Below are 24,381 nucleotides of genomic sequence, written 5' to 3'. Positions count from 1 at the left end.
TATTTGCTTAAATTTTAGACATAAACCTTAAACTTTTAATTCATGACGCAAGAAGTTCAAGTAGAAACGGTTTCAAAACCAACAAATAAAAAAGCAAAACTTGTTTTAAGTATCATTTTTGATTTAATAGGAATGATGTCTTACATTGTGCCTTTATTGGCTGAAGTGACCGATGTTGTTTGGGCACCAATTTCAGGATTACTTTTGGTAGCAATGTTTAAAGGAACAACAGGTAAAGTTGCCGGAATTATTGGTTTCATTGAAGAAGTCTTACCCGGACTTGATTTTGTTCCCACATTTACACTAACTTGGATTTATACTTATGTTATAAAGAGAGAACCATAAAAAAAGCGACTAGAAAGTCGCTTTTTTTAAGTGCAATTCAATGTTATAATTGTTTAAATATTAAAACTCCCATATTACTATTTCTTTCTCTTTTTATTTCAATTTTTGGCTTTAAATTTTATTACATTGTGAAAGGCATTAGAAAAATCCTACTGTAATTAAAATTAAAGAAAGTATTATTATTTCTATTATTGAATTAATTTGTAACGGTCTACGGATTTAAAATAGCAGCAAAACACAACACACCCAGCCATTAAAAATATAACTAAAAACCAATTTTTTTAAAAATCTTTATCCAACTCTGATAGGACATGCCTAATAACTTCATAATGAGTTAAATTAGATTTATCAATAAATTTGACTAAATCAGGTCTAGTTTGAACAACTTTTTTTAAAGCAGATTTCGAAGTTTTAAAGGCACCGACTTTAATTCTTTTACCTTCGGTATTATAAAAATCTATATATATGAAACTATTGATCCATCATATGGATTTGCAGCGTAAGTGACAAACGCTTTATGTTTTCCATCATAAATTATTTCCAACAGTTGTTTCTTCCCATCGTATTTAAAAGTTCTAACTCTATTTGCAAAATCAGCAAACGTTAATTTTTTTATTAGCTTAGCTGGTATATTTGTTTTGTTTCCTGTAGTATCAATTGTTGTAATTTTTTTAATGAAACTTAATTCATTTATCATTAAATTATTAAATAAATTAACACGAACCATCATTATTGTTTTAATTGTATCATTATTAAAATTAATAATTTCAGCATTAATTTCTCTTTTTTGAGCATTTGCTGTAATAATTGAAAATAATAATATTAAAAGAAAATTTTTATAATTCATTTTGAAAAATTAAAATTGTTTACAATAGTAAGGATAAAACCAAGACAAAAATGTTATGGCTTATTTTTAAACTTCTGATCTAAAAAATCAGCAATAAAGCCAAGTTTCATACTGCGAAGCATCTTTTTTTCGAACCACCAAAAGAATTTAAATTGACCCAAAACAGATCCAATAGTTACGAGAAGAACTTGGTAAATAGGAAAAATTAAGATTAGACGTAATACACGATAAAGCCAATGAGGAATTACATCGTCTGTTAAGCCAATAAATTGCATAAAAGGAACAGCAAGTTTTAAAGAACTAAATCCGGTTATGGCAAAAACTATAAAAATTACAACTAACTGAAAGTTACTGGTTACATTCCAGCGTTCTTTTAATTTCTTCATCATTTTATAAACGTGGCGAAAATCCTCCTAATTTTTGATTGTTTGTCAATTGAAAATAAACCAAATAGTTATAAATCATGTAGTTTACTTCGTAACCATAATCAATACCCGATTCGTAATTAATCAACATGGTATATAAATTAGGATCATATTGCATAGGAAGTAAAACTCTTCTGTTCCATTCGGTTACCCAAAAAATATTTCTAGCTTCTAAATAACTTTGATTATAAAATCCTTTTGGTTTTGCGTGACCATTAAACCAAGATGTAAATCCTGGATCTATAACCACAACTTCATATTCAATTTCATCATTAGCAATTCTTACAGTATCACTTGTTAAAATAGTTTTACTTTCCGTTTCATTTTGAACGGTTTTATTAGAATTGCACGAAAAGAGTAGTGCAAAAAAAATGGAGAATATGTAAAAATAAACTTTCAAAAAGTTGTTATTTAGAACAGTTAAAGATAAAAAAAAGCACCGACTTAATCGATGCTTTTAACAATATTTTATTTATAAGAATTTATTTTTTTCCAAATAAACCACCTAAAAGTCCGCCTAAACCACCTTTTTTCTTTGTAACTGCAGCAATAGCATCACTTGCGTCTAATTTTCCGTCTCCATTTTGATCTAAAGCAGAAGTTAAAATGCTGCTTCCTAACCCTCCAGAAGAATTTCCGCTTGTAGCACTTGTTAATAAACCACCAAGAAGTCCACCTAAATCAGTTGCACTAGATACTTTACCACTTTTAGTTTGTTTTCCTAAATATCCCATAATGATAGGAGCCAACATGGGTAAAATTTTAGAAATAATACTGCTATCTACGCCAGTTTTACTACTAATTCCCGTTTCAACAGCACTTAGTTTATCTCCTAAAACGTGACCTAAAATTTTATTTCCATCGGAAAAATCGCCACCATTTAAAAATCCACCTAGATTATCTAAAATACTCCCGTCGTGTTTTCCACTTGTTAGAGCTTTTAATAAACCTGATGCTCCGTCCCCTGATAGCATATTACCTTGCATTGCTCCTAGAAGTTCAGGAACACTAGATGAAACAACATCAGAAGCTTTACTTTTATCAATTCCTGTTTGTTCTGAAATATTATCGATTAATTGTTTTCCTAAATCGCTATTTACTAAGTCTAAAATTCCGCTCATTTTGTAATGATTTTATAAGTTACAGAATTTTAAAATTACAAAAAATAAAACAGGTTTATAAACATTTAAAGTTATTATTTCAAAAAAAAACGAGTAGGGAAAATCTACTCGTTTTAAATTGTATGGATTACAGTAAATTATTCGTTTTTAAGAAGACTAATAATTTGTTCTGCTAATTCAGTTCCAATTCTGTCTTGTGCTTCATTTGTAGCAGCACCAATATGTGGTGTTAATGAAATTTTTGGATTCATTAATACTTTGATAGCTGGAGTTGGTTCGTTTTCAAAAACATCTAAACCAGCAAATAAAACTTTACCTTCGTCTAAAGCTTCAACTAATGCTACTTCATCTACAACGCCACCACGAGATGCATTAACAATACCTACATTGTCTTTCATCATCATTAATTCTTCTCTTCCAATTACATATCCATTTTGAGCTGGAACATGTATGGTAATAAAATCAGAGTGTTTAAATACGTCTTCTAGGGGTTCTGTTTTAATGTCAACATTAATATACTGCCCGTTATAAAAATCAACTCTAATTACTGCTTCGCTTACAAATTTATCAGCAGCAATTACGCGCATTCCTAAACCTAAAGCCATTTTAGCAACTGCTTGTCCGATGCGACCAAAACCAATAATTCCTAATGTTTTACCACGTAATTCTATTCCTTCACCATATGCTTTTTTAAGTCCGTTGAAGTTTGTTTCCCCTTCAAGAGGCATATTTCTATTAGAATCGTGTAAGAAACGTACACCTGAAAATAAATGAGCAAAAACTAACTCTGCTACAGATTCAGATGATGAAGCAGGTGTATTGATAACGTGTTTACCATTTTGTCTTGCATAATCTACATCGATATTATCCATACCAACACCACCACGACCAATAATTTTTAATCCTGGGCAAGCATCAATAATATCTTTTCTAACTTTTGTAGCACTTCTTACAAGTAAAACAGCTACATTATGTGTGTTAATAAAATTGGCAACTTGCTCTTGTGCAACCTTTGTTGTAATTACTTCAAATCCGGCTTTTTCTAAAACTTTAATACCTGCTGTAGAAATTCCGTCGTTTGCTAATACTTTCATTTTATATATTTTTATCTACAAGCTTTAGGCAATTTGCCACGAGCTCTTTTATTAATTCGTATTTGATAATTCGTTACCGAATTATATTTTGTTTTCTAATTCTTTCATGGCATCAACTAATACCTGAACGCTTTCTAATGGCATTGCATTGTAAATAGATGCTCTATAACCACCTACAGAACGGTGTCCGTTTAAGCCAGAAATTCCAGCCGCTTTCCAAAGTTCATCAAAAATAGGTTGGTGTTCTTCATTGTTTAATGTGAAAGTTACATTCATTAACGAACGATCTTCTGCTTTTGCAACACCTTTAAATAAAGGATTGCGGTCAATTTCTTTGTATAATAAATTGGCTTTAGTTTCGTTCATTTTTTCAATTGCTTCTACACCGCCTAAATTCTTTAACCATTGTAAAGTTAGCATTGAGGTGTAAACAGCAAATACCGGTGGAGTATTGTACATACTTTCTTTAGCAATATGTTGGCTGTAATCTAACATGGCAGGAATATTTCTTCCTGTTTTACCTAAGATTTCTTCTTTAATAACAACTAAAGTTGTACCTGCAGGTCCCATATTTTTTTGAGCACCAGCATAAATAATAGAGAATTGCGAATAATCGATATCTTTTGAAAAAATATCTGAACTCATATCGCAAACTAAAGGAGCATCAGTTTTTGGGAATTCTTTCATTTGAGTCCCAAAAATAGTGTTATTTGAAGTACAGTGAAAATAATCTATATCAGTAGGAATTTCATATCCTTTTGGAATAAAATTGTAATTATCATCTTTAGATGAAGCAACTACAACAGTTTCACCAAAAGCTTTTGCTTGTTTAATGGCACCGCTTGCCCAAGTTCCTGTATCTAAATAAGCTGCTTTTCCATTTTCTTTCATTAAGTTGTATGGAATTCTTAAGAATTCTAAGCTGGCTCCTCCTTGTAAAAATAGAGCTTGATAACCTTTTCCTGTTAATCCTAATAATTCTAAGGCTAGAGCTTGAGCTTCTTCCATTACAGCAATAAAATCTTTACTTCTGTGCGATATTTCTAGAATAGAAAGTCCTGAATTGTTAAAATTTAATACCGCTTGTGAGGCTTTTTCAAATACTTCTTGTGGCAAAATACTTGGACCTGCACTAAAATTATGTTTTTTCATTATTTAAATTTAAAGTGTTGTTTAAATAAGCAACAAATTTCGTAAATGATTGAAAATTACATGCAAATAATCTCGTAATAATTTAGCCTAGTTTTTAACGAAAACGTTTGAGTTGAAAAAATATGCGGTCTTTTTTTAAAGATTTATTAAAAAGTCTATTGTGTCAACATTGTCAGCATAATCCCAAAGTTCAGGTTTTTGGGTTTTTCCAAAAGAAATGAAGTTTTCATTGTTTTTACCTACAATACATTGAATTTTTTCGGCATCTTCTTTCAGTTTATCGTTTAAACTTGCTGTATTATCATAATATTCATAGTATAAAGATGCAATAGGAGAAGCGTAACTTTCGTCTTCTTTTAAAATTAAAAATTCGTTATCAAGAAGTTTAAAGTTACTCATTAAAAATACAGCTTTATTATAATCGTAGTTGTTTGCATATTTTTCATAATGGATAATTTCTCCAAAACTAAAAATTGATTCAAAAAACAAAGTAAAGTCGTACTCTTTAGGAATAAATATTTTTGAAACATTGCGACAACCCAAACCAAAATATCTAAAGATATCTTCTGCAAGTGCTTCTAATTCTTCTTTAGTTTCATTCCCAGTTAAAATAGCAACCGAATTTCTATTTTTACGAATGATATTTGGTTTGTCTTTAAAGTAATATTCAAAATAACGTGAAGTGTTGTTGCTTCCTGTTGCAATTACAGCATCAAAACCTTCTAGTTTTCCTTGAATAAAAGTTATTTTTTGAGCAAAATTATTGTCTAAAGCAATAAGGTATTTTACCAAGAATTTTACTAAATGTTGGTCGTTTGAAGAAAGTTTAACAATAGCTTCGTGGCCGCTAATTAAAACCGAAAGTAAATCGTGAAAACCCACTAGTGGAATATTTCCAGCTAAAATTAAACCAATTTTTTTAGGTTCTACTATCGTGAAGTTATACGGATTTAACCATTTATCTAAATTGTATTCTGTTAATGCTTTTGCCCAAGATTGTAAAGCAAAACAAACATTATCTTTTGTAAACCATCCGTTATGAGATTGAGATAAACTAATTAAATCAATCATTTCATTATAAAACAAGTCATTGTGTTTAACAATTGGGTTCAATTGATAATTTTCGAATTCAAATTGGCTTAAAAAAAGACCTAAATCAATAAAACTCGATTTAATTTCACTTTGTAACATTTGTAACTTGTTTTTAAATAGTTTGCTTCGTACTTTTGTTCCGCAAAATTAATTATATTATTTGGAAATAGGTACGATTAATCTATTCAGATTTCTAAATTCTAATTTTTAAATTAACAAAATGGCTATAAAAATAACAGACGAATGTATTAATTGTGGTGCTTGCGAACCTGAGTGCCCAAATACAGCAATATATGAAGGGGCTGATGATTGGAGATGGAAAGATGGAACTAAATTACAAGGAAAAGTAGTTTTACCAGATGGAACTGAAGTTGATGCTGATGCTCCACAAACACCATTTTCTGACGATGTGTACTTTATCGTTCCTGGAAAATGTACAGAGTGTAAAGGTTTTCATGAAGAGCCACAATGTGCTGCTGTTTGTCCGGTAGATTGTTGTGTTCCAGATGATGATCATGTAGAATCGGAAGAAACATTATTAAACCGTCAAGCGTTTTTACACAACGAATAACCCTTAGAAAGAAAAATAATATTAAAGAATCTCCTTATTTCTATGGAGATTCTTTTTTTTATACTACTTTTACTTAACAACCACTATTGCTATTAGTTCAATAATATGAAGAAGATTTTTACCAGCCTTGTATTATTACTTACAATTTTTGCATTTTCTCAAGAAATTAAAATTAGAATTGTTGTAAAAGACTTTGAAACCGATTTACCTATTGATGAAGTTACTGTTACAGCTTTAAAAACGCATCAGGGTTTTTTAACAAATGCTGATGGCGAAGTTTTAGTGAACTTGACTAAAGCTTCTACTTTAGAATTTACACATTCTTCTTACAATTCTATGGTTGTAAAATCGGAAACTTTGAATAAAAAAATAAACGTAGTTTATTTAGATGCTAAAACCCAACAATTAGAGGAAGTTATTTTAACAAAAGATCATCCTCAGGATATTCTAAAGGCATTGGTTGAAACTTCAAGAGATAAAATTACTATTCCGGCTAACTTAAAAATGTATTTAAGAGAGTTTTATAAACGAAATGATAAGTTTGTTTTCTTTAATGACGGATTGGTAAATTTTCAAATTTTAGGATCTAATTCTAAAATAAGTACTGATATTTTAGTAGAACAAAATAGAACTATCGGATTATTGGATGAAGATATTGACGATGGTGTTTTAGGATATAATTTAAATAACATCATTGAAAATTATTACAGTTTTAAATATTTAGACGAAATTCTCACCAGAGCAGCCCGAAAAGAATATGATTTCCAAGTAAAAACATACCCTCAAAATGAAGAATATTTAATTTTAAGAGCACTTCCACTTGATGAATCAAAAGGAATGCTTTCCGATTTTTATGTGCTTTACGATTCTAAAAAGAAAATTATTATGGAAGTAAGTGCTTTTTTATCGGCAAAACGAATTAAAATTTTAGAGGAAGAAGAAAATTCTAAAATGCATAAGTTAGAATATAAAAATGTATTTAGAACCGAAGGGAATATGTATTATTTAGCCAATTCTAAAGAAGTAATTGGGTTTTACAAAAAATACAAGAAAGAGAAAAGAAAAATTGAAGTTAAAAACCACATGGTAACCACTAATTTTGATAAGAAAATTTTTCAATACGATAAGCATAATATCTTTACTGATAAATCACTTATTAATAAAAAATCTACAGTATTTACTGAGTATTGGGAATTCGATTCTGGTCTAAAACCTACTGCAGACGAGAAAAAAATAATCGAAAGTTTAGTTGCTTTAAAAGATTCGATAGATTAATTCGATTTTAACCCTTATATTTGCGCTCCTTTAAATAAAATTTAATATGAAAGCAGGTATTGTAGGCTTACCAAATGTTGGAAAATCAACTTTATTTAATTGTTTGTCAAATGCTAAAGCACAAAGTGCAAACTTCCCGTTTTGTACTATTGAGCCAAATATTGGTGTTGTAAACGTTCCCGATCCACGTATTGCTCGTTTAGAAGAATTAGTGAAACCAGAGCGTGTACAAATGGCAACTGTTGATATTGTTGATATTGCAGGTTTAGTTAAAGGTGCAAGTAAAGGAGAAGGTTTAGGTAATCAATTTTTAGGTAATATCCGTGAGTGTAACGCTATTATTCACGTATTGCGTTGTTTTGATAACGATAATATTGTTCACGTTGACGGTAATGTAAATCCAATTCGCGATAAAGAAACGATTGATATCGAACTACAATTAAAAGATTTAGAAACAGTTGAAAAACGTTTAGAAAAAGTAAATAAAGCGGCAAAAACAGGCAATAAAGAAGCACAAGTTGAAAAAGCTTTATTAGATAGAATTAAAGAAGCTTTATTGCAAGGAAAATCTGCTCGTACGGTAACGCCACAATCAAATGATGAAGAAGAATTGTTCGATGGATTCCAATTAATTACAGCAAAACCAGTTTTATATGTTTGTAATGTAGATGAGGCATCGGCTGTAAACGGAAACAAATATGTAGACCAAGTTCGTGAATTAGTTAAAGATGAAAATGCTGAAGTAATTGTGCTTTCTGTTGGTGCAGAAGCAGATATTAACGAATTAGAAAGCTACGAAGAACGTCAAATGTTTCTTCAAGATTTAGGTTTAACAGAACCAGGCTCAGCCGTTTTAATTCGTGCAGCTTATAAATTATTAAACTTACAAACGTATTTTACTGCAGGAGTTAAAGAAGTACGTGCGTGGACAATCAAAATTGGAGATACAGCACCAAAAGCTGCTGGAGTAATTCATACTGATTTTGAAAAAGGATTTATTAGAGCTGAAGTAATTGCTTTTGATGATTATTCTAATTACGGTTCAGAAGCTAAAGTAAAAGAAGCTGGAAAATTAAGAGTTGAAGGTAAAGAATATATTGTTAAAGATGGTGATGTAATGCATTTTAGATTTAACGTATAGTAAAATGAAAAAGCTTTTTTGGATAGTTACTTTTTTATGTATTTCGACTACATTTTGGGCACAAAGTAAAGTTAAATTGGGTATAAATGGAGGATTAAATTATTCTAGTTTGAGAGGTAATGAATTGTCTGAAAATTTAAAATCTGGTTTTTCTTTTTTAGGAGGAATTTCGTTTGAGTATTTTGTCAAAGAAAATATATCAATAAATGCTAACGTAAATTTTGAGCAAAAGTTAGTTAAAGATGATGGTTATTTCTATTTAACAGATGAATATGGTTATACTGAAGTAGATAAAAGTGATAGTAAGTTGAAATACAATTATTTGATAGTGCCAGTATATGCCAATTATTATTTTGGTTCGAAAAAAGATTTTTACGTAAATGGAGGATTTTTTACGGGATATTTAATAGACTCAAAGTATACTTCAAAACAGTTTAATTCTACAAAAGATACAACCGAAATGAATAAAAAAAGTGATTTTGGTTTAGTTTTTGGATTTGGTAAATTGTTTGAGTTAGATGAAAAAAACAATTTAAAAGTTGAATTGAGAGAAAATTTAGGATTAGTAAATACTAGTGATGTAAAAGTTTTTAATGATGGAACTATCAAAACAAATTCAATTAACTTAATTTTGAATTGGAGTTTTAATTTATAAAAGGAATACAGATTAACTTTTATTTAATTGTATTCTAATGTATGTTTTTTATTCCTTTTGTATTTCTAAAATTCTATTTCTTTGCAAATCAAAAAGCTGCATTATGGACAATCTTCGATTTAGGAATTTCTACGCATTATAAGAAAGATTAATTAGGTTTTAAACTAAAAAATCTTAATAACTTTATTTTGTAACCGTTTTATTTTTAGCTCATTTCCTTTATATTAGCAGAAAATCCAAAAACTGCATATGCTAGAGCAAAATCAATACACCGAAGACAATATACGTTCACTCGAGTGGCAAGAGCATATCCGTATTCGTCCGGGTATGTATATTGGTAAACTAGGCGATGGTTCTACTCCCGATGACGGTATCTATATTCTTCTAAAAGAGGTTTTAGATAACTGTATCGACGAATTTGCTATGGGTGCTGGTAAAACTATTGAAGTAACTATTAAAGATCGTTTGGTTACCGTTCGCGATTATGGGCGTGGAATTCCTCTTGGAAAAGTGGTCGATGTAGTGTCTAAAATGAACACCGGAGGTAAATACGATTCTAAAGCCTTCAAAAAATCTATCGGTTTAAATGGTGTGGGTACCAAAGCTGTAAATGCACTTTCTACTTTTTTTAGAGTAGAATCGGTACGTGATAACCAACAAAAAGCTGCCGAATTCTCAGCTGGTATTTTAACGCAAGAAGAAGATGTAGCCGAATCTACAAAGCGTCGCGGAACAAAAGTTTCCTTCATTGCCGATGATACGATCTTTAAAAACTACAAATATCGCAACGAGTATGTAGAAAAAATGTTGAAAAACTACACGTATTTAAATCGTGGGTTAACCTTATACTACAATGGCGAAAAGTTTTATTCAGAATACGGATTAAAAGATTTATTAGACGAAAATATCCTTGAAGAAGAAAGAGTATATCCAATTATTCATTTGGAAGGAGACGATATTGAAATCGCCATTACACACAGTAAAACACAATATTCAGAAGAATATTATTCTTTCGTAAACGGACAAAACACAACGCAAGGAGGAACACATTTAGGTGCTTTTCGTGAAGCGGTTGTGCGAACATTAAAAGAGTTTTATAATAAAAACTTCGAAGCTTCTGATATTCGCAAATCGATTGTGGCAGCTATTGCTATTAAAGTGGAAGAACCTGTGTTCGAATCGCAAACGAAAACCAAATTAGGTTCAACTGATATTGGTCCGAAAGGTCCAACCGTTCGTACGTTTGTTAATGATTTCATTAAAACGAAATTAGATAACTTTTTACATAAAAATCCAGAAGTTGCCGATGCTTTACTTCGTAAAATTTTACAAGCAGAACGTGAACGTAAAGAACTTTCTGGTATTCGTAAATTAGCAAAAGAACGTGCTAAAAAAGCAAGTTTACACAATAAAAAATTACGCGATTGTCGTGTGCATTTGCCCGATACTAAAAATCCTCGTTACTTAGAAAGTACACTTTTTATTACTGAGGGAGACTCGGCTTCGGGTTCTATCACTAAATCACGTGACGTAAATACGCAAGCGGTTTTCTCACTTCGTGGTAAGCCTTTGAATTCATATGGGATGACTAAAAAAATTGTATACGAAAATGAAGAGTTTAATTTACTTCAAGCAGCATTAGATATTGAAGAAGATTATGAAAACTTGCGTTATAACAACATTGTAATTGCAACTGATGCCGATGTCGATGGTATGCACATTCGTTTGTTATTAATTACATTTTTCTTGCAGTTTTTTCCTGAACTAATAAAAGAAGGACATTTGTACATTTTACAAACACCTTTGTTCCGTGTAAGAAACAAAAAAGAAACAATTTATTGTTATAGCGATGAAGAACGTGTAAGCGCAATTGAGAAATTGAAACCAACCCGAGCCAATGGCGAACGGAGCGGAGCTAAACCAGAGATTACACGATTCAAAGGATTAGGAGAGATTTCACCTGATGAATTTAAGCATTTCATTGGTGCCGATATGCGTCTCGATCCAGTAATGTTAGATAAAGCCATGTCTATCGAAAAGTTATTAGAATTCTACATGGGGAAAAATACACCAGACCGACAAGAATTTATCATCAATAACTTGAAAGTCGAATTAGACACAGCAGAAGATTTATTGAAAAGCAATTAACTGTCAAATGTCAACCGATAAATGACAACTGAAATATGAGCGAAGAAAATCAAAATATAAATCCAGAAGAAAATCCAGAATTTGTTCCTGAAAATCAAGAGCAAGTAGAACATTCCGATTCTATCGTTAAGGTAAACGGTATGTATAAAGATTGGTTTTTAGATTATGCCTCTTACGTAATTCTAGAGCGTGCTGTTCCGGCAATTGAAGATGGTTTTAAACCGGTTCAACGTCGTATTATGCATTCAATGAAGGAGTTAGATGATGGTCGTTACAATAAAGTTGCCAACATCATCGGACATACCATGCAGTATCATCCACATGGCGATGCAAGTATTGGCGATGCTATGGTTAACATTGGACAGAAAGATTTATTAATCGATTGTCAAGGAAACTGGGGTAATATTTTAACAGGTGATGACGCAGCAGCTCCGCGTTATATAGAAGCGCGTTTGAGTAAGTTTGCAGGAGATGTTTTATTCTCACCAAAAGTTACAGAATGGCAATTGAGTTACGACGGACGTAAAAACGAACCCGTGCATCTTCCAGTTAAGTTTCCATTGTTGTTAGCACAAGGTGGAGAAGGAATTGCAGTAGGTTTATCTACCAAAGTTTTACCGCACAATTTCAACGAGTTAATTGACGCTTCAATAAAAATTTTAAAAGGAAAACCTTTTACACTATATCCTGATTTTCCAACTGCAGGTATTGCAGATGTTTCCAATTATAACTATGGAATGCGTGGCGGACGTGTTCGTGTTAGAGCTAAAATAGCTACATTAGATAAAAATACGTTAGTAATTACACAAATACCTTTTGGTTCTGATACTTCAAAATTGATTGATAGTATTTTGAAAGCAAACGAAAAAGGGAAAATTAAAATCAAGAAGATTGAGGATAATACAGCTGCTGAGGTTGAAATTTTAGTACATCTACCTGCAGGTGTATCACCAGATAAAACTATTGATGCCTTATATGCTTTTACTGATTGTGAATCGTCAATTGCTCCATTAGGTTGTGTTATCGAAAATTGTAACAAACCTTTGTTTATTGGTGTTTCTGATATGTTGAAGATTTCAACAAACAGAACGGTAAATATATTAAAGCGAGAGCTTGAGATTCAATTAGATGAATTAGAAAATAAATGGCATTTTGCAAATTTGGAAAAAATATTCATTCGTGAAGAAATGTATATCGATTTCAAATTGTATAGCGATAGAGAGTCATTATATCAATATTTATATAAACGCTTTGAACCATTTAAAGATATCTTAATTCGTGAAATTACAGATGACGATTTACAAAAGCTAACGCAAATTCCAATGATTCGTATTACACGTTTCGATTCGGATAAAGCAGATGATGTGATTGCAAAATTAGAGTCTGAAATTGAACAAGTAAAACATCATTTAGAACATTTAATTGAATTTGCCATTGATTATTTTTCGACTTTAAAAGAGAAATACGGAAAAGGTCGCGAACGTCAAACTGAATTAAGAAGTTTTGATACAATTGAAGCTACTAAAGTAGTTTTACGTAATACAAAATTATATGTAAATCGCGAAGAAGGTTTCATTGGTACAAGCTTGAAAAAAGATGAATATGTTGCGGATTGTTCTGATATTGATGATGTAATTGTCTTTTTACGCGATGGTAAAATGGTGATTACAAAAGTAGATGATAAGAAGTTTGTAGGTAAAGATATTATTCATATTTCTGTTTTCGATAAAAACGATAAGCGTACGATTTACAACATGATTTATCGCGATGGTAAAAACGGAGCTTCGTTTATAAAACGTTTCAATGTTTCGGGAGTTACTCGAGATAAAGAATATGATTTAACACAAGAAAAACCTGGAACTCAAGTGTTGTATTTCTCTGCAAATCCAAATGGAGAAGCAGAAGTAGTAACCATTTTATTACGCCAAGTTGGAAGTGTAAAAAAACTAAAATGGGATGTCGATTTTGCAGATATTATGATTAAAGGGCGTGCTTCTAAAGGAAATACGGTTTCAAAATATCCAATAAAGAGAATCGAATTAAAAGAAAAAGGAATTTCAACACTTCGTCCGCGTAAAATTTGGTTCGACGATACCGTTCAGCGTTTAAATGTAGATGGTAGAGGAGAGCTTTTAGGCGAATTTAAACCAAACGATCGATTATTAATTATCAATCAATCGGGGAAAATAAAAACAATTATTCCAGAATTGACAACGCATTTCGATGACGATATGATTGTTCTAGAAAAATGGAAGCCAACAAAACCAATTTCAGCCATTTATTATGATGGAGAAAAAGAGCGTTACTATGTTAAACGATTTTTAATTGAAAATGAGAATAAAGAAGAAATTTTTATTTCGGAGCATGAGAAATCTCAATTGGAAATTGTTTCTACTGATTGGCGACCAATGGCTGAGGTTGTTTTTGCTAAAATAAAAGGTATTCAAAAAGAAAATTTAACGGTTAACTTAGAAGAATTTATTTCAGTTAAGGGAATAAAAGCTTTGGGTAACCAATTAACGACAGATAAGATAAAACAAATTAATATGTTAGAACCGCTTCTTTTTGAAGAACCAATTGAACCTGAACCAGAAAAAATGGAAGTTACTAATGAAGAAGATGTTTCAGAAGAAATAAAAACAGATTTGGAAGATGATGGACAAATTACTTTAAGTTTAGAATAATATTAAAATCCTGCTTTTATGCAGGATTTTTTGTAATTTCAGGTGTTATGAATAAGTTATATATAAAAAATATGGTTTGTAATCGTTGTGTATTAGTTGTACAAACCGAACTTGATAAATTAAATTTCCCAGTGAAAGAAATTAATTTAGGTGAAGTTATTTTCCAAAATTCTATTTCTGATGACGATAAAAAGAAAATCAGTGCTCAATTAGAGCCTTTTGGGTTTCAATTATTAGACGATGATAATAGTAAAACGATAGAAAAAATAAAAGCTACTTTAATCGATTTGATTCAGAATAAGCACAACGATATTTTGGTAAACGTTTCCGATTATTTACAAGATAAATTACATCAAGATTATAGTAAATTAAGCAATTTGTTTTCGGATATAGAAGGCATTAGTATCGAAAAATACTTCATCAATTTGAAGATTGAAAAAGTAAAAGAATTAATTGTTTATGACGAATTATCACTTTCTGAAATTGCCGATTTATTACATTATAGTAGTAGTGCTCATTTAAGTAACCAATTTAAAAAAGTAACGGGTTTTACACCTTCTTATTTTAAAAAGATGAAAGGTAGTAAACGCATCCAACTTGATAAATTATAAAAGTTGCAAATTCTATCCATAATTGTGTAAATTATTTTGTGAGCAGTTTCAGAAATTTGTAATGTAAAATATTACAACTATGAAACATACCTATAAAATATCAGGAATTACTTGCGATGGTTGTGTTGCAAACGTGAAAAAAAAGCTTCAAGCAAATACTTCAATTTCAGATGTAGTAATAGATAAAGCAACAGGAATTACTGAAATTACGATGCAAAATCATGTTTCGCTCCAAGAATTACAAGAAAATTTAGGAGGAAACGAAAGTAAATATCAAATTTCAACTACAAAAGATAAACTTCCAGAACCGCCTAAGTCTTGTTGTTCTGTTTCAGAACATCATCATCACGAATCAAAGGAAAGTAGTTTTTCTATACAACCCGGTAAATATTATTGCCCTATGCATTGCGAAGGCGATAAAGTTTATGATAATCCTGGCGATTGCCCTGTTTGCGGAATGGATTTAGTAAAACAACCAGAACTTATTCAAAAAGTACAGTTTACTTGCCCTATGCATCCCGAAGTAATTTCAGATGAACCGGGAAGTTGTCCAAAATGTGGAATGGATTTAGTTCCACTTGAACCAACAACTTCAGAAGAAGAAGAAACATATCAAAAACTGTGGAAAAAAATGAAAATAGCATTACTTTTTAGTATTCCTGTTTTTATTATTTCCATGTCCGATATGATTCCGAATAATCCTTTACATCATATTATGAGTATGGAAAAATGGAATTGGATGCAATTTTTTTTAACACTACCTGTTGTTTTTTACGCGTGTTGGATGTTTTTTGAAAGAGCATGGCGTTCTATAGTAAATTGGAATTTGAACATGTTTACACTCATTGGAATTGGTACAGGTGTAGCCTTTATTTTTAGTATTTTCGGTTTATTATTTCCAGCTATTTTTCCACCCGAATTTAAAACCGAAGAAGGAACTGTTCACTTGTATTTTGAAGCCACAGCTGTTGTTTTAACATTAGTTTTATTAGGCCAATTATTAGAAGCCAAAGCACATACTAAAACAAGTGGTGCTATAAAGGAATTATTAAAATTAGCGCCCTCGGAAGCTACAATTGAAGAAAATGGTATAGAAAGAAAAGTATCCATACATTCCATTCAAAAAGGAGCAATTTTAAGAGTAAAGCCTGGTGAAAAAATTCCTGTTGATGGAACAATTACTGAAGGTTCTACAAGTATAGATGAGTCGATGATTACTGGTGAACCCATTCCAGTTGAGAAAGATGTAGCAGATAAAGTGAGTTCTGGAACTATTAACGGAACAAAATCATTTTTAATGGTTGCTGAAAAAGTTGGTTCCGAAACCTTATTGTCACAAATTGTTCAAATGGTAACAGATGCTAGTCGTTCTAGAGCGCCAATTCAAAATTTAGTAGATAAAATTTCGAAGTATTTTGTTCCCATCGTAGTTATTATTTCAGTAGTAACATTTTTAGTTTGGTGGCAATTTGGTCCAAATCCTAAATTGGTTTACGCTTTTATTAATGCTATTGCGGTTTTAATTATTGCTTGTCCTTGTGCTTTAGGTTTGGCTACGCCAATGTCGGTTATGGTTGGAGTTGGAAAAGGAGCTCATTCAGGTGTGCTAATTAAAAATGCTGAAGCCATCGAAAAAATGGATAAAATTGATGTTTTAATTACTGATAAAACGGGAACAATAACTGAGGGAAAACCATCTGTAGAAAACATTGTTATAAAAAAAGGAAATAATGAAGATGTACTAAGTAAGATTGCTTCATTAAATAAAAATAGCGAACATCCATTAGCAAATGCTATTGTAGATTATGTTCATTCAAAAGGAATTCAATCGCAAAACGTAGAAAAATTTGATTCAATTACGGGTAAAGGAGTTAAAGGAATAGTCAATGGAGCTTCGGTTTACATTGGTAACAAAAAATTGCTTGAACAAGAACAAATTCTAATAAGTAGTCAATTTGAAGATGAAGTATTAGTAGCGCAAAAACAAGGTAAAACGGTTTCATATATTGCTATTGATAAAAAAGTTGTGGCTTATATCGTTATAAAAGATGCTATTAAGAAAACGAGTTTACAAGCCATAAAAGAATTGCAAAATCAAGGAATAGAGGTTATTATGTTAACTGGCGATAATGAAAATACAGCAAAAGCAGTAGCATCTGAAGTTAACTTAACGAATTATAAAGCTAGTTGTTTACCTCAAGATAAGTTAGAGTATATTAAAATGTTGCAAGCTGAAGGTAAAATTGTTGCCATGGCTGGCGATGGAATTAATGATGCACCTGCGTTAGCACAATCGAATATTGGAATTGCAATGGGAACAGGAACTGATGTAGCTATTGAAAGTGCAAAAATAACTTTAGTTAAAGGCGATTTAATGGGAATTGTGAAAGCAAAAAACTTGAGTCATGCTGTCATGCGAAATATCAAACAGAATTTATTCTTCGCATTTATTTATAATTCATTAGGAATTCCGGTTGCAGCAGGAGTTTTATTTCCTTTTTTCGGATTACTGCTTTCACCTATGATTGCTGCATTAGCAATGAGTTTTAGTTCTGTTTCAGTTATAGCAAATGCATTACGATTACGAACCATTAAAATTTAAATCATGAAGAAGCTATATATATTATTTCTATTGTTTTTCTCAATAATAGTATTTGCTCAAAAAGTAGTGAGATATGATTTATATGTAAAAGACACAATAGTAAATTATGCAGGAAAAGAAAAAAGAGCTATAGCTGTAAACGGACAAATTCCTATGCCAACTCTAACCTTTACTGAAGGCGATATTGCAGAAATTCACGTTTATAATCAGCTAAAAGAAACAACGTCCTTACATTGGCACGGATTATATGTTCCAAATAAAGAAGATGGTGTTCCTTTTTTAACACAAAAACCAATTCAACCTGGTGCTGAATATGTTTATAAATTTCCTATTATACAGTCGGGTACGCATTGGTATCACAGTCATAGTGGTATGCAAGAGCAAATCGGAATGTATGGAATGCTAATTCTTAATAAAAAAGAAGAAGACAAGACATTTAGAGCAGGAATCGACGATTTACCGCAAGTTCCCATTATGTTAAGTGAATGGACGAACTATAATCCAAAGAATGTTCATAGAATGTTACATAGTGCATCCGATTGGTTTGCTATTAAGAAAAATGCTGTTCAAAGTTATGGCGAAGCAATCAAGGAAGGACATTTTGCAACAAAATTTAATAATGAGTGGAAAAGAATGTTGGCAATGGATGTTAGTGATGTCTATTACGATTCTTTTTTGATCAATGGAAAGCAAACCAATCAATTATCTCAGTTTAAAAAAGGAGATAAAGTTAGGCTTCGTATTGCAAATGGAGGAGCTTCTTCTTATTTCTGGTTGACTTATGCTGGTGGAAAAATGACAGTTGTGGCAAATGATGGAAATGATGTAGAACCAGTTGAAGTAGATCGCCTGATAATTGGAGTTTCAGAAACTTATGATGTTGTAGTTACAGTTCCAATGAACATGTCTTATGAATTTTTAGCAACTTCTGAAGATAGAATAGGTTCAGCTTCACTTTTTTTAGGAAATGGGCATAAAATGAAAGCAGATTCATTACCTCGTCTTCAATATTTTGAAGGAATGAAAATGATGAACGACATGATGAATATGGATGGGACAATGAATGATATGGGTATGAAAATGAGTTTTCAAAAAATGGATTTGAACCAAGTGATGTATCCTGAATTGAAATCCGATAAAAAGAAAAATACTGAAGAGAAAATGGAAATGAAATCTATGGATCATAAAATGGAAGACCATTCTATGCATTCTATGGAAATGAAACCAAATTCAAAACTAGTTACATTAAATTATGGAATGCTAAAAGCTCCTTTTAAAACTTCATTTCCAGATTCACTTCCTGTTAAAGAATTACGTTTTGAATTAACTGGAAACATGAATCGCTATGTGTGGAGTATGGATAATAAAGTGATGTCTGAAACCGATAAAATTCTGATTAAAAAAGGAGAAGTAGTTCGCATAACATTGGTAAATAATTCAATGATGCGTCACCCAATGCATTTACACGGACACGATTTTAGAATATTAAACGGCAAAAATGAATACGCTCCTTTAAAAAATGTGTTGGATATTTTACCAATGGAAACTGATGTAATTGAATTTGAAGCCAATACGGATGGCGATTGGTTTTTTCATTGCCATATTTTGTATCATATGATGTCGGGAATGAATCGAGTTTTTAGTTATGAAAATTCATCTCCAAATCCATATTTACCAAATAAAGAAAAAGCTTATAAAATGCTTCAAGAAGAAAGTAATCAGTGGCATTTTATGGCAGAAAATGATTTTGCTACAAATGGAAATGACGGTAGAATGAAGTTTCAAAATACACGATGGAGTATTGGAACAGAATGGAGATTAGGTTACAATGATGATCACGGTTATGAATCCGAAACTCACATTGGTCGTTATATTGGGAAAAATCAATGGTTTATGCCTTTCATTGGTTTTGATGCTCGTTATAGAAAATTAGATACGGGAGAAATTGAAGAAAATATTTTTGGACAAGAAAGTACAAAAGACAAACGTTTACAAGCAAGTGTCGGATTTGTTTACACATTACCTTTATTGATTAATTTTCAAACAGAAGTATATCATGATGGGAATGTGAGATTACAATTAATGCGTGAAGATATTCCAGTTTCAAAAAGATTAAGATTTGCATTTATGGTAAATACCGACAAAGAGTATATGTCTGGTTTAAAATATATAGTTGGAAAAAACCTATCGGTTACTACTCATTATGACAGTGATATGGGTTTAGGTTTTGGTTTAAATGTTAATTACTAAATTAATTGATATTAAGTTAATAATTACTTAATCACCTAACAATTCATTAATGTAGAGATAAATTTAAAGTAAGAGTTTGTTTAAAATAACGTTACAAACAATTTATACTTTCGCTATAGTAGATTTAGATAGAAATTATTTCAAAGGAATTAGTGAAATAAATAAAATTTAAGTTGTTGTGTTGTAAAAAAAGCCGATTTTTACTCGGCTTTTTTAATGTTTTTATTTCAAAGTTATTTCACTTTTGTAACAACACCTCGTTGTTTTTTTGTTTCACCCACATAAGAATATTCAAAAGAATAACCCTTATCGTTTGTAGTCAAAATTTTCATGTGAATCGATTTTTTCTCTTCTCTATTTCTAGGGTGCAATTTTTGTAAAACAAACTCACAATCATTAATCCATCTCACACTAGATGTATCAATTGTTCCTCTAAAATTTTCAATTTGTAACGAGTCGTTTCTTTCAAAAACCGAAGTTTCGGTTTTTCCATCAATTTCCTGAGAAAATTCAAATTTTCCCGTTTTAAAATCGGTGCAATTTCTTTCTTGTTGGTAACACGAAACTAAGCTTAAAGAGAATAATAATGCAATTTTTTTCATTTATAAGGAGCTTTTCCAGCTATTCGCTTTATCTTTTTTTTGTAAAAAAGGATATCGCTACTATCTGGGCTATTTTAATTTTTTTAATTCATCATCAGTAAAATGCTGTAACGATTTTTCTTGCGAAAATTTATCAGCATTATAATCATTTGATTTGTTTTTTGGAATAGAAAGGCTATCCCAAGAAGTTTGTTTTAGCATTTTGGCATAAAAAACAATTTGACCTATATGATAAGGATAATGTGCTAATTGCCTATTTATAGCGTCAACAACAGTTTGTCCTTGATTGCGAATGTAAATAATCTTATTTAAATCTTCGGGTTGTAAACTGTTTAGGGTATAAAAAAAGCAATCCCAACCTTTATTCCAAAAAGCTAAAAGTTCGGTTTTAGTAACGAGTTCATTTTCAAATTCACCATCTCTATTACGCCATTCTTTTTCTCCATCAGTTGTTAAAAAATCTGTCCAACGCGATAACATATTTCCAGCCATGTGTTTTATAATAACCGCAATCGAATTGGTATCATCATTAACCGAAATAAAAAGTTGCGAATCTTCAAGTTGATCTATAGCTTTTTCAGCAATTGTTTTATAATACAACATTTGCTTTTCGATGCTTTCAAGATAGATATCACTTATTTCTGTCGCCATCAAACATGCTTTTTGTAATGGTAGTTACTCCTTTAAAAAGTAAATAAACCGCTAAAACACAAATTAAAATTCCTAATAACAGTACAAAAGGATATAAAGGATGACCTTGATTTTTAAAAGCACTATTAATTACAACCGGTCCCATAAATAAAAAAGGAAGTGAGCCTGCTAATTTTTTTACGCCTTTAAATAAAACTTCTTTATCTGTTGCCATTAGAAAGTTACATTAAGACCAATTCCGTTTTTGTTTGTAATAATATTTACATCAAAGTTGAAACCTAGAGTTTTTTCTTTCGATAAAGTACTATTATAAGTTTCAATGCTTTGTTCCATTTTCTTTGTTCTTCCCGATAAAATAGGAATAGAAACAGCCACTAGTCCTGCACCTACATAAGTAAAAGGTCCAGGATAATCCTCATCAGAAACTAAAGCTTTAACGGCATCTCCAGCAATTAAACCACAACCAAGACCTAATGCAAAACCTCCTAAAGAAGATTTAGTTTTAGATTTTTTGTATAAATTATAAGCTTCTAAATTGTTGTTTTTTAAATGATTTTTAATGTCGTAGCTAGAATATTGTTCGCCATCTACAAAGAATTTTCCTTTTGTTAATTCGATTGGCTTGTTAGCCGGAATTTCTTTCGGACCAATATTTCTTTGAGCAAAAGCAGTAAAACCGATTAAAGCGAAAAATATAAAAAGTAACTTCTTCATAATTGATTAAGGTTATTTTGTGTTATAATTATTTATAGCGTTTCTTACGTTTCCAAATTTAATTAATAATTCTTTAGCTTCGTCATAATTTACCGAAAGTTCTTCCATAATCATGCGAGTGCCTCTATCTACAAGTTTATTGTTGCTCAATTGCATGTCTACCATCTTGTTTCCTTTTACGCGACCTAATTGAATCATAGTAGTAGTAGAAATCATGTTTAATACTAATTTTTGTGCAGTTCCAGCTTTCATTCGACTACTTCCTGTAACAAATTCAGGACCTACTACAACTTCAATAGGAAATTGAGCCGTTTTCGATAATGGACTTCCTTCGTTACACGTAATGCAACCTGTTATGATATTATTTTGATTACATTTTTCCAATCCACCAATAACATAAGGCGTTGTTCCTGAAGCCGCAATACCAATTACAACATCATTTTCATTGATATTCCATTCTTGTAAATCTTTCCAAGCTTGATTAGTGTCATCTTCAGCAAATTCAACAGCTTTTCGAATAGCATTATCGCCACCAGCAATTAATCCAATAACCAAATCAAAAGGAACTCCAAATGTTGGTGGACATTCAGAAGCGTCAACAATTCCTAAACGTCCAGAAGTTCCAGCTCCAATGTAGAATAATCTCCCTCCATTTTTCATTTTGGCAACTATTTGCTCCACTAAAATTTCAATTTGTGGTAAGGCTTTTTCAATAGCTAAAGGAACAGTCTTGTCTTCGTTATTAATGTTTTGCAACAATTCAGAAACCGACATTTTTTCTAAATGTTCATATTTTGAAGATTGCTCAGTGGTTTTGGTGAAATTCATTGGTAGAATATTTTCTATTCAAATATATAAAATATTGTTTTGAAATTGTTTATAAGTGCAACAATGAAAAATTAAATAAAATAGGCCAAAACTACACCTAAAACGATAACTAATAATTTTGCTAAATTAAATTTGTGGCCTTCACTACTTTCAAAAATAATGGTAGATGAAATATGGAATAAAATACCAATTACAATTCCAGAGATTTGCGTGTAATAATGCGTCAAGAAATTTAAATTTTCAGACAAATAGGTTCCTACTGGAGTCATTAATGCAAAGCCTATCATGAACAAGAAAATTGCATTTTTATTCAGTTTCGCATTTTGTAAAAACGTAGTTAAAATAATAGCAATAGGGAAGTGATGAATCGCAATTCCGTAAGCTAAATGATTATTTTGGTTTATTGGCATTCCTTCTAATAAAGCATGTAAACACAAACTAAAAAATAATAACCAGGGCATGTTATGATGATGGTCGTGAGAATGAACGTGTCCGTGTTCAGCACCTTTAGAAAAATATTCTAGTATAATTTGAAATATAATTCCCACCATAATAAAAATCCCAATTGGACTACTGTGATGATGGTGATGTTCTTCACTATGATGTAAATCTGCTTCGTAAACTTCAGGTAATAAATGCATCACCGTTAAAGCTAAAAGGAATGAACCACTAAAGGCAAGTAATAGTTTTAAGTTTTTCTTGCTTTTTGGTTTTAAAAACAAAGCAATAAAATAACCTATTAAAACAGATAAAAGGGGAAAAATATAAATTTCTATATTCATTATTTAAATATCATAATTAAGCGTTCCGATTGATTTTTGTAGAATTTTTGTAATTTGTAGTTACCAAAAATATCCAACAAGTAAATTCCTGCTTCTTTCATCATTTGTTCAAAATCTTCTAAACGTAAAGCTTGTACTTTTTCAGTATAATGATGTTTTTCTCCATTTGCTTCAAAATCAATTTCTTTGTAAATATGATTGTCTTTTACATAGCGTTTAATATGAAAATCAATACCATCAACAGATTTTACTTCTTCAGGAACTAAATTTTCAATAACATAATCAACATTCATAAAATCGATACAAGCAAAACCAGTTTCATCTAAACTGTTATGAATCGCTTTTAAAGTTGTTAAATTATCTGCATCATCTTCAAAATAACCAAAGCTTGTAAATAAGTTGAAAATTGCATCGTATTTCTCTTCACATGTTTCACGCATATCGTGAACTTTAAAATGCAAAGTTTCATTTGCAAATTGAGAAGCTTCTTTTATACTATTTTCTGATAAATCAGCTCCAGTTACATCATAACCTAAAGAATTCAAATAAATAGAATGACGCCCTTTTCCACAAGCTAAATCTAATATTTTAGCATTTTCTGGAAGGTTTAAATATTGTGTAAGATTATCCATAAAGTGTTGTGCTTCAGTATAATCTCTGTCTTTGTATAAAATGTGATAATAAGGCGTATCGAACCAAGAGGCGAACCAATTCTTTTTTTGATTTTCTGTATTAGGCATTTATTCTGAATCAAAAGGTTTAAACATGCAAATTTAATGTATTTTTGCACA

General features: G+C 30.9%; 24 protein-coding genes. 10 read left to right on the top strand and 14 right to left on the bottom strand.

Annotated features, from left to right (window positions below):
* Positions 1–42 precede the first annotated feature (42 nt).
* Positions 43–345, top strand: coding sequence for a hypothetical protein (locus GCU34_RS06650; protein ID WP_072784959.1), 303 nt, complete (start codon positions 43–45; stop codon positions 343–345).
* Positions 346–802: 457 nt separating this feature from the next.
* On the opposite strand, the gene GCU34_RS06645 is transcribed toward GCU34_RS06650, so the two are convergent.
* The 7 genes from GCU34_RS06645 to GCU34_RS06615 all read right to left on the bottom strand — a co-directional run bounded on the left by GCU34_RS06645 (position 803) and on the right by GCU34_RS06615 (position 6,175).
* Positions 803–1,192 (bottom strand): hypothetical protein, encoded by a 390-nt coding sequence (locus tag GCU34_RS06645; protein ID WP_072784957.1) that lies wholly within the window; start codon positions 1,190–1,192, stop codon positions 803–805.
* 53 nt (positions 1,193–1,245) lie between these two features.
* Positions 1,246–1,578 (bottom strand): DUF6787 family protein, encoded by a 333-nt coding sequence (locus tag GCU34_RS06640; RefSeq protein ID WP_072785121.1) that lies wholly within the window; start codon positions 1,576–1,578, stop codon positions 1,246–1,248.
* 4 nt (positions 1,579–1,582) lie between these two features.
* Positions 1,583–2,017, bottom strand: coding sequence for a DUF6146 family protein (locus tag GCU34_RS06635; protein ID WP_072784956.1), 435 nt, complete (start codon positions 2,015–2,017; stop codon positions 1,583–1,585).
* An 82-nt stretch (positions 2,018–2,099) separates the two neighbouring features.
* Entirely contained in the window at positions 2,100–2,738 is a 639-nt protein-coding gene (locus GCU34_RS06630) for a DUF937 domain-containing protein (RefSeq protein ID WP_072784954.1), read from the bottom strand.
* 137 nt (positions 2,739–2,875) lie between these two features.
* The gene (locus GCU34_RS06625) at positions 2,876–3,832 is read right to left on the bottom strand and encodes a D-2-hydroxyacid dehydrogenase (protein WP_072784952.1); all 957 of its coding nucleotides are present in this window, start codon (positions 3,830–3,832) and stop codon (positions 2,876–2,878) included.
* Between the two features lie 81 nt (positions 3,833–3,913).
* Positions 3,914–4,984 (bottom strand): 3-phosphoserine/phosphohydroxythreonine transaminase, encoded by a 1,071-nt coding sequence (gene serC, locus GCU34_RS06620; RefSeq protein ID WP_072784950.1) that lies wholly within the window; start codon positions 4,982–4,984, stop codon positions 3,914–3,916.
* Between the two features lie 135 nt (positions 4,985–5,119).
* Positions 5,120–6,175 carry an acyl-CoA reductase gene (locus GCU34_RS06615; RefSeq protein WP_072784949.1) on the bottom strand — a complete coding sequence of 352 codons (1,056 nt, stop codon included), beginning with the start codon at positions 6,173–6,175 and terminating at the stop codon, positions 5,120–5,122.
* A gap of 121 nt (positions 6,176–6,296) precedes the next feature.
* On the opposite strand from GCU34_RS06615, the gene GCU34_RS06610 reads away from it, so the two are divergent.
* The 9 genes from GCU34_RS06610 to GCU34_RS06570 all read left to right on the top strand — a co-directional run bounded on the left by GCU34_RS06610 (position 6,297) and on the right by GCU34_RS06570 (position 20,013).
* Positions 6,297–6,647: a 4Fe-4S binding protein gene (locus GCU34_RS06610; protein WP_072784947.1), complete on the top strand. Its 351-nt coding sequence runs from the start codon at positions 6,297–6,299 to the stop codon at positions 6,645–6,647.
* Between the two features lie 105 nt (positions 6,648–6,752).
* On the top strand, positions 6,753–7,922 hold the full coding sequence (locus GCU34_RS06605; RefSeq protein ID WP_072784946.1) for a peptidase associated/transthyretin-like domain-containing protein: 1,170 nt from the start codon (positions 6,753–6,755) through the stop codon (positions 7,920–7,922).
* A 46-nt stretch (positions 7,923–7,968) separates the two neighbouring features.
* Entirely contained in the window at positions 7,969–9,063 is a 1,095-nt protein-coding gene (gene ychF, locus GCU34_RS06600; protein ID WP_072784944.1) for a redox-regulated ATPase YchF, read from the top strand.
* A gap of 4 nt (positions 9,064–9,067) precedes the next feature.
* The gene (locus GCU34_RS06595) at positions 9,068–9,718 is read left to right on the top strand and encodes a porin family protein (protein WP_072784942.1); all 651 of its coding nucleotides are present in this window, start codon (positions 9,068–9,070) and stop codon (positions 9,716–9,718) included.
* Between the two features lie 249 nt (positions 9,719–9,967).
* Entirely contained in the window at positions 9,968–11,866 is a 1,899-nt protein-coding gene (locus tag GCU34_RS06590) for a DNA topoisomerase IV subunit B (protein ID WP_072784940.1), read from the top strand.
* Positions 11,867–11,901: 35 nt separating this feature from the next.
* Positions 11,902–14,550: a DNA gyrase/topoisomerase IV subunit A gene (locus tag GCU34_RS06585; protein ID WP_072784928.1), complete on the top strand. Its 2,649-nt coding sequence runs from the start codon at positions 11,902–11,904 to the stop codon at positions 14,548–14,550.
* A gap of 47 nt (positions 14,551–14,597) precedes the next feature.
* On the top strand, positions 14,598–15,161 hold the full coding sequence (locus GCU34_RS06580) for a helix-turn-helix domain-containing protein (protein WP_072784927.1): 564 nt from the start codon (positions 14,598–14,600) through the stop codon (positions 15,159–15,161).
* Positions 15,162–15,240: 79 nt separating this feature from the next.
* Positions 15,241–17,763 carry a heavy metal translocating P-type ATPase gene (locus GCU34_RS06575; protein ID WP_072784925.1) on the top strand — a complete coding sequence of 841 codons (2,523 nt, stop codon included), beginning with the start codon at positions 15,241–15,243 and terminating at the stop codon, positions 17,761–17,763.
* A gap of 3 nt (positions 17,764–17,766) precedes the next feature.
* A complete protein-coding gene (locus GCU34_RS06570; RefSeq protein WP_072784923.1) occupies positions 17,767–20,013 on the top strand; it encodes a multicopper oxidase family protein in 2,247 nt (748 codons plus the stop codon).
* A 233-nt stretch (positions 20,014–20,246) separates the two neighbouring features.
* Here the strand turns inward: GCU34_RS06570 and GCU34_RS06565 are convergent, their stop codons facing one another.
* The 7 genes from GCU34_RS06565 to GCU34_RS06535 all read right to left on the bottom strand — a co-directional run bounded on the left by GCU34_RS06565 (position 20,247) and on the right by GCU34_RS06535 (position 24,330).
* Entirely contained in the window at positions 20,247–20,615 is a 369-nt protein-coding gene (locus GCU34_RS06565; protein ID WP_072784921.1) for a DNA topoisomerase IV, read from the bottom strand.
* 69 nt (positions 20,616–20,684) lie between these two features.
* The gene (locus GCU34_RS06560) at positions 20,685–21,266 is read right to left on the bottom strand and encodes a DUF1572 family protein (RefSeq protein ID WP_072784919.1); all 582 of its coding nucleotides are present in this window, start codon (positions 21,264–21,266) and stop codon (positions 20,685–20,687) included.
* On the bottom strand, positions 21,247–21,480 hold the full coding sequence (locus tag GCU34_RS06555; protein WP_072784917.1) for a DUF6095 family protein: 234 nt from the start codon (positions 21,478–21,480) through the stop codon (positions 21,247–21,249). The genes GCU34_RS06560 and GCU34_RS06555 overlap by 20 nt, the downstream gene beginning before the upstream one ends.
* The gene (locus tag GCU34_RS06550) at positions 21,480–21,980 is read right to left on the bottom strand and encodes a hypothetical protein (RefSeq protein WP_072784915.1); all 501 of its coding nucleotides are present in this window, start codon (positions 21,978–21,980) and stop codon (positions 21,480–21,482) included. The genes GCU34_RS06555 and GCU34_RS06550 overlap by 1 nt, the downstream gene beginning before the upstream one ends.
* A 12-nt stretch (positions 21,981–21,992) precedes the next feature.
* Positions 21,993–22,808, bottom strand: a complete 816-nt coding sequence (gene murQ / locus GCU34_RS06545; protein WP_072784913.1) for an N-acetylmuramic acid 6-phosphate etherase — start codon at positions 22,806–22,808, stop codon at positions 21,993–21,995.
* A 71-nt stretch (positions 22,809–22,879) separates the two neighbouring features.
* Entirely contained in the window at positions 22,880–23,590 is a 711-nt protein-coding gene (locus tag GCU34_RS06540; RefSeq protein WP_072784912.1) for a ZIP family metal transporter, read from the bottom strand.
* Positions 23,590–24,330 (bottom strand): SAM-dependent methyltransferase, encoded by a 741-nt coding sequence (locus GCU34_RS06535; RefSeq protein WP_072784910.1) that lies wholly within the window; start codon positions 24,328–24,330, stop codon positions 23,590–23,592. The genes GCU34_RS06540 and GCU34_RS06535 overlap by 1 nt, the downstream gene beginning before the upstream one ends.
* Between the last annotated feature and the right edge of the window lie 51 nt (positions 24,331–24,381).

This window comes from Flavobacterium haoranii (assembly GCF_009363055.1).
Taxonomy (GTDB): Bacteria; Bacteroidota; Bacteroidia; order Flavobacteriales; family Flavobacteriaceae; genus Flavobacterium; species Flavobacterium haoranii.
The sequence above is the reverse complement of the archived record's forward strand: the minus strand, read 5'-3'. Positions and strand labels throughout refer to the sequence as shown.